A 12,673-nucleotide genomic window follows, 5' to 3' on the forward strand; every position below is an offset into this window, starting at 1 on the left:
TTCAAGCGATCATATGTAGCGCCATGCTCCTGGGTAGACCTCTATCGATCTATAGGAGCAACCTTCTGTGGCAACCCCCAGAGCACGCCGGCTGATCACGGCGGCTAGTCTGTCGCTGGTGGTCGCGGCGACCATGGCAGCACTGCCCGGCACCGCGAACGCTCTCTCATCCGATGTCGTCATCTCCGCCGTGTACGGTGGCGGCGGCAACTCCGGAGCGATCTTCAAGAACGACTACATCGAGCTGGCCAACACCACCGGCAGCGCCATCGACGTCTCAAATTGGAGCGTTCAATACGCCTCCGCCGCGGGCGCCGTCTTCCAGCTCACCAGGCTGACCGGGAGCATCCCCGCGCACGGCAGGTACCTCGTCCAGGAGGCCGCGGGCGCCGCCGGCACCACCGCGCTGCCCACCCCCGACGCCATCGGCACGATCCCCATGTCGGGCACCTCCGGCGTCGTAGCCCTGGTCACGAGCCAGATCCCGCTGGTGGGCTGCGGCATCTCCTGCTCGACCGCTCCGAACGTCAAGGACCTGGTCGGTTACGGCGCGACCGCGAACGTCGAGGGGTCCGCCGCGCCCGCGCTCACCAACACCACGGCCGACGCACGCACCGGAACGCTGGCCGACACCGACAACAACGCCGTCGACTTCGTCTCCGGCGTGCCGAAGGCCACCAACTCCGCGGGCACCACGGTCAGCGCGGACGACCCCGACGGTCCGGGCGGCCCGGGCGACCCGACCCCCGGCACCACCCGCATCCACGACATCCAGGGCTCGGGCCGGATCTCCCCGATCGTCGGGCAGAACGTCACGAACGTCCCGGGCATCGTCACGGCCGTCCGGGTGACGGGCAACTCGCGCGGTTTCTGGTTCCAGGACCCCGGCGCCGACGCCGACCCCCTGACCAGCGAGGGCCTCTTCGTCTTCACCGGCTCGACGTCGCCGACGGTTGTCATCGGGGACTCCGTCCTGGTCACCGGCCGCGTCACCGAGTATCGTCCGGCCACCGGCGCGCAGGCCCTCACCGAGCTCGGCGGCGCGATCAACACCATTAGGCTCAGCGGCGGCAACGCGCTGCCCGCGGCCGTCCCGGTCACCTTCCCCGACGCCTTCACCAAGAGCGGCAGCCTCGAGGCCCAGCCTCTGGAGCCGTCCTCCTACGTGCTGGACTGGCTTGAGGTCCACGAAGGCATGCGGATCACCATCGCCGAGGACACCCGCCTGATCAGCCCGGTCAACACGGAGTTCTCCGAGCTGTGGGTGACGCTCAAGCCGGGTCAGAACCCGACCCCGCGCGGTGGTTCCCTCTACAAGTCCTACGACGACCCGAACAGCGGCCGGCTGATGATCCTCGCGCTGAACGGCGCGCCCGCCGCCAACGTCGGCTCCACGCTGGCCGCCGGCACCACCGGACCGCTCGACTACCAGTCGTTCGGCGGTTACGTCGTGCAGGCCACCCAGCTCGGCACGATCACCGAGGGCGGCCTCAAGCGCCAGAAGGTGCTCCCGCCGAAGAAGCAGGGTGACCTGTCCGTCGCGACCTACAACGTCGAGAACCTCGCCGCCAACAACCCGGCCGCCAAGTTCGCGCGGCTGGCCGAGGCTGTCGTCACCAACCTCGGCACGCCCGACATCCTCGCCCTGGAGGAGATCCAGGACAACAACGGCGCCACCGACAACGGTGTCGTCGCGGCCGACCAGACCGTCGCGAAGTTCATCGCGGCGATCCAGGCCGCGGGTGGTCCCACGTACGCCTGGCGCTCCATCGACCCGAACGACGGCACCGACGGCGGCGAGCCCGGCGGCAACATCCGTCAGGTGTTCCTGTTCAACCCCGCGCGCGCGACGTTCGTCGACCGTCCCGGAGGCGACGCCGACACGGCCGTCTCCGTCGTCCGCGAGCGGCCGACCAGCAACCAGGTCTCCCTGTCGGTCTCGCCCGGCCGGATCAACCCGACCAGCTCCGTCTGGTCCTCCAGCCGCAAGCCGCTCGTCGGCGAGTTCCTCTACGACGGCAACAAGCAGCTGTTCGTCATCGCCAACCACCTCAACTCCAAGGGCGGCGACTACCCGCTGACCGCGGCCGTGCAGCCCCCGGTCCGCAGTAGCGAGGTGCAGCGCGTCAAGCAGGCCACCGAGATCCACGACTTCGTCAAGGATCTCTCCGACAAGAGCGCCGGCCGCGCCCGCGTCATCGTCCTGGGCGACCTCAACGACTACCAGTTCAGCCCCGCCCTTCAGACCATCACCGGCAACGGCACCCTTCTGAAGACCCTGATCGACACCCTTCCCGCCGACCAGCGCTACAGCTACGTCTTCGACGGCAACTCCCAGGTCCTCGACCACATCCTCATCAGCCCCGCCATCAAGGGCTACTCCTACGGCGTCGTCCACATCAACGCCGAATTCGCCGACCAGGCCAGCGACCACGACCCCCAGATCGTCCGCATCCTCACCGGCTGCGACGTGACCCCCCTTCCCATCCGCTGCCTCCCCGGCAGCCCCGTCGTAGACCAGTAATCTCACAGAAAGCGCCCGTCTCCCCTGGGGGCGGGCGCTTTTCCCATGGGTTGACCGCGGGCGACGAGAGAGGGCGAACCGGTCGGCGACCTAGGCAGGCGGCCCGCTCAGGGACGCCCCGAGAGCAGTCGTCATGTACAGGACGTTGCGTCCGGATCGCTCGCGCGCGACCAGCCCGCTCTCGCGCAGCACGCCGAGATGCTGTGACACCGCGCTGGGCGTGACGCCGAGCGCACGAGCCAGGTCCGTCGTCGTCGCGGGGGAGCGCAGCGCCTCGAGCAGTCCGGCCCGCACCCGGCCGAGCAACCGGATCGCGCCACCCGCGGGGGCCCGGGTCCCCGCGGTCCACAGCGCCCCGACACCTCGTGCCGGATATCGCACCGTGGTCTGCGTGGAGGTGCTCTTCTTGATGAGCACGTAGGGCGAGCCGAGAACGACGGGGATGAGGACCAGCCCACCCGGACCGCGGTTCACGGCGCGCTCGGTCCGGTAGCGCGTTCCCTCCAGCGTCAGCCGGCCGTCGCGCCAGTGCAGATCCGGGTGCAGGTCGGTGAACAACCTCTCGGCGCCGCCCGCGGCCAGCTGCCTGGCGCGGTAGATGACGTCCGCGTCGAGTACGGCCCGGATCCGTGACCAGTGCGGCGCGATGAGCCGGTCGTGTGCCGCCCGGAGTTCCTCGGCGATCGCCCGCAGGCCTGCCGCCGGCCGCGCGGCGAGCGTGGCGGCGGCGTCGGGGAGTTCTTCGCCGAACACGCGCCGGAGGCTGGCCCGCACCTGACGGGCGGTCGTCCTTCGCAACGCCGCCAGATCCTCCTCGATGGAGGTCCCCGCGCCGAGCGGAGCGGGGACGAGAAACTCCGGCCAGCTCGATCGGCCGTTCACGAGCAGAGGCAGGGTACGCGAGAGGTCGAGTGGACGCCCGGCGAGCTCGTCCGCCGCCCACCGCAGCCACCGCAGGTTGATCGGGTGCCGATCGACGTCACCCAGCTGCTGCAGGCCGGACACCGTCTCGGACAGCGGTGAGATCGCGAATCGCGTCGCCGCCAGCTCGGCCACGCCGAGATCGATCGTCAGAGCCATGGACCGACTATGTAGCAATGACCTAAATGCTGTCGCGGCGGCGCCCGGCGCCGGAGGATCCCGGCATGAAACAGGAGCTGACACAGAGCGACGCCGAGCCACGCCTGTCCGCGGCCTACTGGCGGTTGTGGTGGGCGACGGGTGTCAACACCGTCGGGGACGGGGCGTTCGCGGCGGTCGTTCCGCTGCTGGCCGTCACGATCACGCGCGACCCCCGGCTCGTGTCGGTCGTCTCCGCGGCGACGTACCTGCCCTGGCTGCTGCTGTCCCTCCCCGCCGGCGCGCTCGTCGACCGGCACGACCGCGTCGGCCTCATGTGGCGCTCGCAGGCGATCCAGGCAGTGATCGTCGGTATCCTCGGGGCCCTTGCCGCGTTCGGCCAGATCGGCATCCCGGTGCTCGCGATCATGGCCTTCGGACTGGGGGCATGCGAGGTCGTCTTCGCCAACGCGGCGCAGTCGATCCTGCCGGACATCGTCGCGGAGCCCTTGCTGCACAGGGCGAACGGCAATCAGCAGACGATCACGGTGATCGGCTACCAGTTCCTGGGACCGCCGATCGGCAGCCTGCTCTTCGCGGTCGCCGTGGCGCTGCCGTTCGGGATGGACGCCGGCTCGTTCGCCCTGTCCGCCGCGCTGCTGGCGACGTTGCCCAGAGGTGGGCGCCGGCAGGTCGAGCACCCACCGATGCGCGCGGCGATCGCGGACGGCCTGCGCTGGCTGGCCCGTCACCGGCTGCTACGCACCCTCGCGGTCCTGCTCGGGGTCAACACCTTCTGCGGCCAGCTCGGTAACGTCACACTCGTCCTGCTGGCGACCCAGGCACTGCATCTCGACGCGCGCGGTTACGGCCTGCTGCTCGCCGGCGCCGCGATCGGCAGCCTGCTCGGCGGCCTGGTCAGCGCGCGCGTCGTCGAAAGAGCCGGCGCGCTTCCCGCACTGCTCACCGCGCTCGCCATGAACGTCGTCGTCTTCGTCGGGATCGGGCTGAGCCCGAACGCGATCGTGCTCGGCGTCCTGCTGGCCGTCAACGGTTTTGTCATCACCCTCTGGAACGTCGTGACCGTCAGCCTCCGGCAGCGGATCGTGCCGTCTGCGATGCTCGGCCGGGTGAACAGCGTCTACAAGATGCTCGGCTGGGGACTGATCCCGCTCGGAGCCCTGGCCGGCGGGCTGGTGGCGCACGCGTTCGGGTTGCGCGCGCCGTACCCCGTCGCGGGTGTGCTGCGAGGCATCGCCTTGCTGGTCGCGATGCCCGTGTTGATCCGCGCCATGCGTGACCGGTGATCGCGGTCGTCGGTTCCTACTCCCGGGCGCGGAAGGCGTCCATGAGGTAGTCGAGCAGTCGGTTGACCTGGTCAGGGTCCAGCGCCGCCATGGCGGCGCCGTTCGAGGCGACCAGGACGTCCAGCGGCTTGATGCCCTTGCGCAGGACGCCGTCGCGCACCCCCGCGTCGAGGAGCCGGCCCACGGCGTCGAGCGCGAGAGCCCGGGCGCCGGGGAAGGCGACGGCGTCCGGGTCCGTCACCGCAGTGGCGCGCAGAGCCTGCGCGAGGCCGTGCTTGGCCGTCAGGTAGTCCACCCAGCGTCCCAGCCAGACGCGTAGCGCCTTGTCCGCCGGCGTCGTGCGGAGCAACTCCTCCGCCGAGTCGCAGACTCGCGCGAGCTCGCTCGCGTGCGCGGCCTCGATGAGGGCCTCACGCGTCGGGAAGTGCCGGTAGAGGGTCCCGATGCCCACTCCGGCCTCCTTCGCGATGCCCTTCAACGAGGTTCCGGGACCTTCGCGGGCGAACGCGCGCGTCGCGATCTCGAGGAGCCGTTCGCGGTTCGCCCGGGCGTCGGCGCGTGGCTGTCTGGGGTCCTTCGTGTCCATGAGTCGCTTCCTCCAAGGGTCCACTCGCGTTGCAAGCGGAGCCGGGTCCGCTTATAGTGGCGCTAACCGGACCCTGCTCCGTTTATCTTATGCGAAAGGCGTCTCAGCATGAACATGGAACGCGTGATCCCCTTCGGACCGACCACGATCGCCGAGGAAACCGTCGAGGGCCTCGACCTGTCCGGCAAGAAGGCCATCGTGACCGGAGCGTCGTCGGGAATCGGCGTGGAGACCGCCCGGGCGCTCGCCAAGGCCGGCGCCGACGTCACCCTCGCGGTCCGTGACACCGCCAAGGGTGAGAAGGTCGCCGCGGGCATCGTCGAGTCCACGGGCATCGCGCACGTGCACGTCGCGCCCCTGGACCTGTCGGCCCTCGACTCGATCGACGCCTTCGTCGCCTCATGGCACGGTCCGCTCGACATCCTGGTCAACAACGCCGGCATCATGGCCACGCCCGAATGGCGCACCACCGAGGGATGGGAGATGCAGTTCGCCACCAACCACCTCGGTCACTTCGCCCTCTCCCTCGGGCTGCACGACGCCCTCGCGGCCGCCGGGCACGCCCGGGTCGTCGTCGTGAGCTCCGTGGGCCACGTCAACGGCGACGTCATCTGGGACGACATCCACTTCGAGAAGAACCCCTACGACGCATGGCGGGCCTACAGCCAATCCAAGACCGCGAACATCCTGTTCGCCGTCGAAGCCGCCGGTCGCTGGGCCGGCGACGGCATCACCGTCAACGCCCTCAATCCCGGCCGCATCTGGAGCACCGGCCTGTCCCGGCACATGACGGTCCTGCCCGCATCGTTCGAGCCCGAATCCAGCGACGGCGTGTCGGTCAAGGACATCCCCCAGGGCGCGGCCACCTCGGCCTTCCTGGCCGCCTCACCCCTCGTCGAAGGCGTGACCGGAAAGTACTTCGAGGACTGCCGGGAGGCCGCCCCGCACACCCCCGGACTCCGGCGCGGCTTCGCGGCGTACGCCGTCGACCCCGACGCTGCCGCACGCCTCTGGCGGACATCCCTCGACATGATCGACAACGCCCGGCGCAAGGGCGCCTGACGTGCGGGGGCGAGAAAGGGCGTGGCTCGCCACGGGGTCCAGCCGGGCCCGCCCGTCCATGGGGCGGCCGGTATTCAGTTATGCGCCGGCGACGGGACGGAGCGTTGGGCGTGTGAGGTGGAGGCGGAGCGAAGGCGGGCCTGGGTGAGTTCGAGTGCGGCCTGGGCGGGAGTTGTTCCGAGGCGTTCCGCGGTGTGCAGGAGATCGCTGACGGTGCCCTCAATGGCCCGGACGCGGGTGAGGGCGTCGTCGGCGGTGCCGCGATGGAGTTCCGTGGTGAGTGCGTAGATGACTCCGCCCGCGCCGACGACGTAGTCGGGCACCCAGATGATGTCACGGCGGTGCAGAAGGCCGGCGACATCCGGGGTGGCGAGTTGGTTGTTCGCGGGCCCGGCGACGGCGTGGCATCGCAGGTCCGACACCGACTGCTCGGTGAGGATGCCGCCGAGGGCCGCGGGGACCAGAATGTCGACCTCCGCGGCGACGGCCTGCTCGGGGCGGCTCCAGGTGGCGCCGAGCTCCTCGGCCAGCGTCCGTTTGCCGGGGTCGATGTCGCTCACCAGAAGCTCGGCTCCTTCGGCGGCGAGCAGGCGGGCGAGCTTCTCGCCGACGCTGCCCAGGCCGACCACGGCCAGGCGCCGGCCGGAGAGGTTCGAGGTGCCGTGGATCCGCCGGCAGACGGCGCGGAGCGCGGCGAGCGTCCCGATCGCGGTGTGCGGCGAGGAGTCGCCGCTACCGCCCCGCTGCGCTGGTTTGCAGAACACATGAGTGGTGTGTTCGCCGATGACCGCCATGTCCGCCGGTGTGGTTCCGACATCCGGTCCGGTCGCGTACAGGCCGCCCAGGGAATCGACGACGTCCGCAACGTCGTACAGCACGTTGCGGCGCAGGGCCGCGTCGATTCTGACCCCCTCGGGCACGGCGATGACGGTTTTGCCGCCGCCGTTGGCCAGGCCTGCCACCGCGCACTTGGACGTCATGCCGGCTGACAGGCGCAACGCGTCGGTGAGGCCGTCCCGCCAGTCGGTGTAGTGCCAGAGCCGGCAGCCACCGACGGCCTGGCCGAGCGCCGTTGAATGGACGGCGACGATGACCGGCAGGCCCGAGCGTGGTCCCGTGCGAATCATGACCTGTTCGTGATCGAGCGTGAACATGCCCTGGTTCCCTTCATCTGAGCAGCGTCAGAGTTCCAGAATCGCGCATCTGACCGTCAGGAAGAGTCCTGATCGAACGAACGGTCGGAACGGCTGGCAAACTGCCGGACATGGACGAACTTGATTCGGAGATCATCCGGCTTCTCCAAACAGATGCGCGGCAGTCCAACCGTGAGTTGGCCCGCAAGCTCGGCATCGCTCCCTCCACCTGCCTGGAACGCGTCCGAGCGCTCACCCGCCGGGGCGTCATCCGCGGCTACCACGCCGACATCGATCCCGCCGCGCTCAACCGCGGCGTCCAGGCCCTGGTCTCCGTGCAGGTGCGTCCACTCAGCCGCACCGTCATCGACACCTTCAAGGAATCCGCCGGCGCCCTGCCCGAAGTGCTCAGCGTCTTCGTGCTGGCCGGCGGCGACGACTTCCTCCTGCACGTGGCCGTCCAGGACCTCGACCACCTGCACGCCTTCCTCCTCGACCGGCTCAGCAAACGTCGCGAGATCGCGGGCTTCCGGACCTCGGTGATCTTTCAGCAGGAACACACCATCGCCCCCTCCAGGCTTCCCGACCCATCACCTGCCGGGGAACCGCCCGCATCAACGAACTGACCCCTCGGCCGGAGCCGGCCGCACGGCCGGCGCCTCCACCCGCCGATCATCGGCGGACGAGGGGGGCGGTTCGAAAAGCCCTCGAAGGTCAACCGGGGACGCCTTCGCGGCGCGTGGTGTCCGCGCCCCGCTCCACCTCCTCGAACAGCTCCGCCGCCCGCCCGGCGGTGCCCAAGGCCCAGCGCCCGGTGCTGAGCAGCCCGAGGATCAGGATGCCGACGCCGAGCCCGAGCACCAGCCACCACACGCCGTGCTCCGCGCCGGTGAACGCCGTCCCGCCACGGCCCAGGGCCGATCCCACGATCGTTCCGGAGATCGCGACGCCCAGGGTGATGCCGGTCTGCCGGCCGGTGGAGGCCAACGAGGTCGCCACCCCGGCCATCGAAGCGGGCATCCCCGAGACCGCCGAGTTGGTGATCGGCGGGTTGACGGTGCCCTGGGCGATGCCGAACAGCAGATAGATCGCGAGTACGGCCGGCAGCGGGGTGGCCGGTCCGAGCCAGATCGACGCGCCGCCGCCCAGTGCCAGCGCGGCCCCGGAGACCACCAGCGGCAGCCGGGGACCGCGACTGCCGACCAGCCGGCCGGTGAGCGGGGAGAGCACCACGATCAGCACCCCGACCGGGAGCAGGCACAGCCCGGCCGTCAGCGCCGACATGCCGCGCACGTTCTGCAGATACAGGGTGGTCACGAACAGGAACGCGCCGAACCCGCACAGGGCGAAGAGCGCCATCAGGATCGCCGAGCTGAACGGCACGCTGCGGAACAGACGCAGCTCCAGCATCGGGTCGGCACGGCGCGATTCGTAGCCGAGGATGCCGAACGCGCCGAGCACGGCGACGGCGAGCAGGCCGAGGATGACCGGCGAGGTCCAGCCCAGCCTGCCGGACTCGACGATCGCGTAGACGACACTGCCCAGCATCAGGATCACCAGGGTCTGGCCCACCGGGTCGAACCGGCGCGCTCGGGCGGCACGGGACTCGGGCACGAACAGCGCGGTGCACACGATCGCGACGGCCACGATCGGCACGTTGATCCAGAAGATGGAGCGCCAGCCGAAGCCGTCGACCAGGGCGCCGCCGAGGATCGGACCCAGCCCCAGCGACAGGCCGGACACCGCGCCGAACACGCCGACGGCCCTGGCCCGCTCGGCCCGGTCGGGGAACGTGGTGGCGACGATCGCCATCGCCACCGGGTTGAGCATCGTGCCACCGACGGCCTGCAGCGCACGCGCCGCGATCAGCCAGCCGATGCTCGGCGCCACGCTGCACAGCAGCGAGCCGAACCCGAAGACGGCGAGGCCGACCTGGAAGATCCGCCGACGGCCCACCCGGTCGGCGGTGGACCCGGTCAGCACCATGAAGCCGGCCAGCACCAGGGTGTACGCGTCGACCGTCCACTGCAGGCCGGACACCGAAGCGTGCAGGTCGAGACGGATCGCCGGCAGCGCGACGTTGACGATGGAGATGTCCATCACCACGACGACCATGCTGGCGCAGCAGATGGCGAGCACCAGGAGCCGGCGGCGTCGGCTGAGCTCGCCGGCCGTGGTCTTCAGCGGCATTGAAGTGGTCATGACCACGGACGCTAGGTTTTAGAGCCTGCTCGAAGTCAAGCCGCAGCCGGTATTCAAGCTCGGGGCTCGGGCCACACCGGCATCGGCGCCTATGCGTCGGAAGCCGGGCTCAGGGCCCGGGTGAGCCAGTCGTTGCGCGTCCGGCGCGCCGTAGCCGAAACCCGTGCCTGCGGGTACAGCGCGTCGAATCCATGGAAGCCTCCCGCCCAGATGTGTAGTTCGGCCTGGCCGCCGGCCGCCCAGATCCGGGTGGCGTAGTCGACGTCCTCGTCGCGGAAGACCTCGGCCGACCCCGCGTCGATGTAGGTGGTCGGCAGGCCCGAGAGGTCGTCGGCCACCGCGGGTGAGACGTAGCCGGGCACGTCCTGGCCGGCAAGGTCGCCGAGAACCGACCGCCATCCGAACTCGTTCATCTCGCGGGTCCAGACTCCGGGGTCGCCGGAGTACTGCCGGCTGGAGACGGTGACGTTGCGGTGGTCGAGCATGGGGCAGATCAGCACCTGGGCGGCGATCGCCGGGGCGCCCCGGTCGCGTGCCATCAGGGTGACTCCGGCGGCGAGGCCACCGCCGGCGCTGGCGCCCGCGACGATGATGCGGGCGGGATCGATGCCCAGCTCGTCGGCGTGCTCGGCGACCCAGAGCAGGCCGTGGTAGCAGTCCTCGACCAGGGTCGTGCCGGTGACCTCCGGCGCCAGCCGGTAGTCCACGGAGATCACGACGGCACCGAGCAGGTCGAGCCAGTCGAGGGGGATGTCGATCTGCGAGAAACGATCTCCCATGATCATGCCGCCGCCGTGGATCCAGTAGACGCACGGTGCCGCCGTGGAGCGGTCGGCCCCGACGGGGCTGAGGATCGACAGGGGGATCCGCGCGCCGTCCGGGCCGGGAACGGTGACCTCACGCCGGTCGACCGCGCGACCTTCGAGGAGGGTGTCGATCGGCGTCGACGGGAATTGGCGCAGCTGGGCGAGCATCTCGGGGCTGAGCTCGGACATGAGCGGCATTTCAGCGAGTAGCGCGCGCAGCTGGGGGTCGAGGTCGGGGCGTGCCAGAGTCACGGGGGTTCCTTCTATTGGAGGTTCTGTCGGGTGATCAGGGGAGGAGAGGGCCGGTCGGTAGCCGATCGACCCTTGCCTGCCGGGTGTTCCGGGGGACGACGGCGATGGGCGCCACCGGGTCGACGTGGTGACCGGCGGTCTCAGAAGGCGGCCTTGCCGCCGACCGGCACCTCGTCGACGTACCGGGACTCGCCGGTGAGCAGCGGCTGGAGCTTCGCGACCAGCGCCTGTGCCTCCTCGGTCGCGAAGAACCTGCCGTGGGCCTCCTCGCTGGTCCAGCCTTCGGTGACGTAGACGACGTCCCGGTCGCCGGCCGAGCGGCCGACCAGGAAGACAACGCAGTCCTCGTTCGACAGGGACGGCGCGTTGAGCAGAAACCCGACCAGCTCGTCACCCTTTCCGGGCTGCGCGGTCATGGTGGCGTGAAAACCGTGGTTGACGCTCATGGGGGAATCTCTCTCATCGTGGGAGCCGTCGTGCACTCCTGGGATATCGACGAGTTCATGTAATCACTCTGAGCTGCTGAAACGTTAGAATGATGCTCTCGGTCGCTTGCCTGATCCTCTCATTATCGGGAGTATCGGGTCCGTGTTTTAATCGGGGGCATGGACCTCGATGAGCTGCGCACCCTGCTGGCCCGACATGCCCGGCCCGACATGACCACCGCCATCGACGGTGTCCTGGTCTCGAAGGTCGAGCAGTCGACTCCGCCGTCGCCGTCGATGTCGGGCACGGTGGTGGCACTCATCGCGCAGGGCGCGAAACGGATCGCGCTGGGCGACCGCGTGTATGAATACCGCGCCGGGCAGTATCTCGTCGCCTCGGTCGACATGCCGATCACCGGCCACTTCACCGAGGCCAGCCCCGAGCTGCCGGCCATGGGCTTCGGCCTGCTCCTGCACCCGGCCACCGTTGCCGAGCTACTGCTGCAGGCGGCCCCCGGAGACCTCCCGCCCGTCGGCGGCGGCGCGCCGTCCGGCATGGCCGTCAGTGACGCGCCCGACGCGCTCGTCGACGCGGTGATCAGGCTGCTGCGTCTGCTCGACCAGCCGCGCGACATGGCGGTGCTCGCACCGCTGATCAAGCGAGAGATCCTGTGGCGGCTCATCACCGGCGAACAGGGCGCCGTCATACGCCAGCTCGGCCTCGCCGACAGCAGCCTCACCCACATCGCCCGGGCGGTCCGGTGGATCCGCGACCACTACACGCAGTCCTTCCGCGTCGAGGACGTGGCGCAGCTGTCCGGCATGAGCGTGTCCGCCTTCTACCGCAACTTCCAGGCGGTCACCGCGATGAGCCCCGTCCAGTTCCAGAAGCAGATCCGACTGCAGGAGGCCCGGCTCCTGCTCGCCACCCATCCCAACGACGTCACCGGTGTCGGCTACCGCGTCGGCTACGACAGCCCGTCGCAGTTCAGCCGTGAGTACCGCCGCCAGTTCGGCGCGCCTCCCAGCCAGGACGCCGCCCGCCTGCGCGGCTCGATACTCAGCCCCGCACCGGCCCTGGTGTGACAGGACGTTATGCCACAGACCTCTTCTACCGAAAGTTCCACGTCTATTTCACCGGCATCGCGATCCGTCCCGGTTCCTGTCGCAGTACCACTCCGGCGACATCAAATCCCAACTGTCCGGATCGATCCCGCCGAGATCACCTCATTGACAAGCTCGGTAAGAGCCTGAAAGGGTCTCGCGTACAACGAAGATCATCCGATGTTTTTTGGGTCTGACCATTCAGGGAGATCA

11 protein-coding genes are annotated in these 12,673 nt (G+C 69.7%); 5 read left to right on the top strand and 6 right to left on the bottom strand.

The features are described 5' to 3' along the window. Window positions 1-67 precede the first annotated feature (67 nt). Window positions 68-2,524, top strand: coding sequence for a lamin tail domain-containing protein (locus CHC08_RS08400; RefSeq protein ID WP_089206623.1), 2,457 nt, complete (start codon window positions 68-70; stop codon window positions 2,522-2,524). A 90-nt stretch (window positions 2,525-2,614) separates the two neighbouring features. Here the strand turns inward: CHC08_RS08400 and CHC08_RS08405 are convergent, their stop codons facing one another. Then, entirely contained in the window at window positions 2,615-3,604 is a 990-nt protein-coding gene (locus CHC08_RS08405; RefSeq protein WP_179281951.1) for an ArsR/SmtB family transcription factor, read from the bottom strand. A 65-nt stretch (window positions 3,605-3,669) separates the two neighbouring features. Here CHC08_RS08405 and CHC08_RS08410 point away from each other — a divergent pair, with 65 nt between their 5' ends. Further along, window positions 3,670-4,890, top strand: coding sequence for an MFS transporter (locus CHC08_RS08410; RefSeq protein WP_089206624.1), 1,221 nt, complete (start codon window positions 3,670-3,672; stop codon window positions 4,888-4,890). Between the two features lie 16 nt (window positions 4,891-4,906). Here CHC08_RS08410 and CHC08_RS08415 read toward each other — a convergent pair whose 3' ends face one another. Next, complete coding sequence (locus CHC08_RS08415) at window positions 4,907-5,476, bottom strand: TetR/AcrR family transcriptional regulator (RefSeq protein WP_089206625.1); 570 nt, start codon at window positions 5,474-5,476, stop codon at window positions 4,907-4,909. A gap of 108 nt (window positions 5,477-5,584) precedes the next feature. Between CHC08_RS08415 and CHC08_RS08420 the strand changes: the two genes are divergently transcribed. Next, on the top strand, window positions 5,585-6,538 hold the full coding sequence (locus tag CHC08_RS08420) for an SDR family NAD(P)-dependent oxidoreductase (RefSeq protein ID WP_089206626.1): 954 nt from the start codon (window positions 5,585-5,587) through the stop codon (window positions 6,536-6,538). A 74-nt stretch (window positions 6,539-6,612) separates the two neighbouring features. Here CHC08_RS08420 and CHC08_RS08425 read toward each other — a convergent pair whose 3' ends face one another. Further along, window positions 6,613-7,692, bottom strand: a complete 1,080-nt coding sequence (locus CHC08_RS08425) for a Glu/Leu/Phe/Val dehydrogenase family protein (protein ID WP_089206627.1) — start codon at window positions 7,690-7,692, stop codon at window positions 6,613-6,615. 110 nt (window positions 7,693-7,802) lie between these two features. Between CHC08_RS08425 and CHC08_RS08430 the strand changes: the two genes are divergently transcribed. Continuing rightward, window positions 7,803-8,297 carry an Lrp/AsnC family transcriptional regulator gene (locus tag CHC08_RS08430; protein ID WP_089206628.1) on the top strand — a complete coding sequence of 165 codons (495 nt, stop codon included), beginning with the start codon at window positions 7,803-7,805 and terminating at the stop codon, window positions 8,295-8,297. An 88-nt stretch (window positions 8,298-8,385) separates the two neighbouring features. Here CHC08_RS08430 and CHC08_RS08435 read toward each other — a convergent pair whose 3' ends face one another. The 3 genes from CHC08_RS08435 to CHC08_RS08445 form a co-directional block, all read right to left on the bottom strand. Further along, window positions 8,386-9,873 (bottom strand): MFS transporter, encoded by a 1,488-nt coding sequence (locus tag CHC08_RS08435; RefSeq protein ID WP_245878211.1) that lies wholly within the window; start codon window positions 9,871-9,873, stop codon window positions 8,386-8,388. 89 nt (window positions 9,874-9,962) lie between these two features. Beyond that, window positions 9,963-10,931, bottom strand: a complete 969-nt coding sequence (locus CHC08_RS08440) for an alpha/beta hydrolase (RefSeq protein WP_089206630.1) — start codon at window positions 10,929-10,931, stop codon at window positions 9,963-9,965. A gap of 140 nt (window positions 10,932-11,071) precedes the next feature. After that, entirely contained in the window at window positions 11,072-11,377 is a 306-nt protein-coding gene (locus CHC08_RS08445) for a putative quinol monooxygenase (protein ID WP_089206631.1), read from the bottom strand. Window positions 11,378-11,536: 159 nt separating this feature from the next. Between CHC08_RS08445 and CHC08_RS08450 the strand changes: the two genes are divergently transcribed. Beyond that, window positions 11,537-12,442 carry an AraC family transcriptional regulator gene (locus tag CHC08_RS08450; protein WP_089206632.1) on the top strand — a complete coding sequence of 302 codons (906 nt, stop codon included), beginning with the start codon at window positions 11,537-11,539 and terminating at the stop codon, window positions 12,440-12,442. Window positions 12,443-12,673: the final 231 nt, after the last annotated feature.

Origin of the sequence: Streptosporangium subroseum (assembly GCF_900188345.1) — a bacterium.
Taxonomy (GTDB): domain Bacteria; phylum Actinomycetota; class Actinomycetes; order Streptosporangiales; family Streptosporangiaceae; genus Streptosporangium; species Streptosporangium subroseum.

Excerpts from the sequence above, each read along its gene's own strand:
- CHC08_RS08430 (WP_089206628.1), top strand. The coding sequence starts at position 7,803 with ATGGACGAACTTGATTCGGAGATCATCCGGCTTCTCCAAACAGATGCG.
- CHC08_RS08425 (WP_089206627.1), bottom strand. The coding sequence starts at position 7,692 with ATGTTCACGCTCGATCACGAACAGGTCATGATTCGCACGGGACCACGC.
- CHC08_RS08405 (WP_179281951.1), bottom strand. The coding sequence starts at position 3,604 with ATGGCTCTGACGATCGATCTCGGCGTGGCCGAGCTGGCGGCGACGCGA.
- CHC08_RS08410 (WP_089206624.1), top strand. The coding sequence starts at position 3,670 with ATGAAACAGGAGCTGACACAGAGCGACGCCGAGCCACGCCTGTCCGCG.
- CHC08_RS08435 (WP_245878211.1), bottom strand. The coding sequence starts at position 9,873 with ATGACCACTTCAATGCCGCTGAAGACCACGGCCGGCGAGCTCAGCCGA.
- CHC08_RS08450 (WP_089206632.1), top strand. The coding sequence starts at position 11,537 with ATGGACCTCGATGAGCTGCGCACCCTGCTGGCCCGACATGCCCGGCCC.
- CHC08_RS08420 (WP_089206626.1), top strand. The coding sequence starts at position 5,585 with ATGAACATGGAACGCGTGATCCCCTTCGGACCGACCACGATCGCCGAG.
- CHC08_RS08415 (WP_089206625.1), bottom strand. The coding sequence starts at position 5,476 with ATGGACACGAAGGACCCCAGACAGCCACGCGCCGACGCCCGGGCGAAC.
- CHC08_RS08445 (WP_089206631.1), bottom strand. The coding sequence starts at position 11,377 with ATGAGCGTCAACCACGGTTTTCACGCCACCATGACCGCGCAGCCCGGA.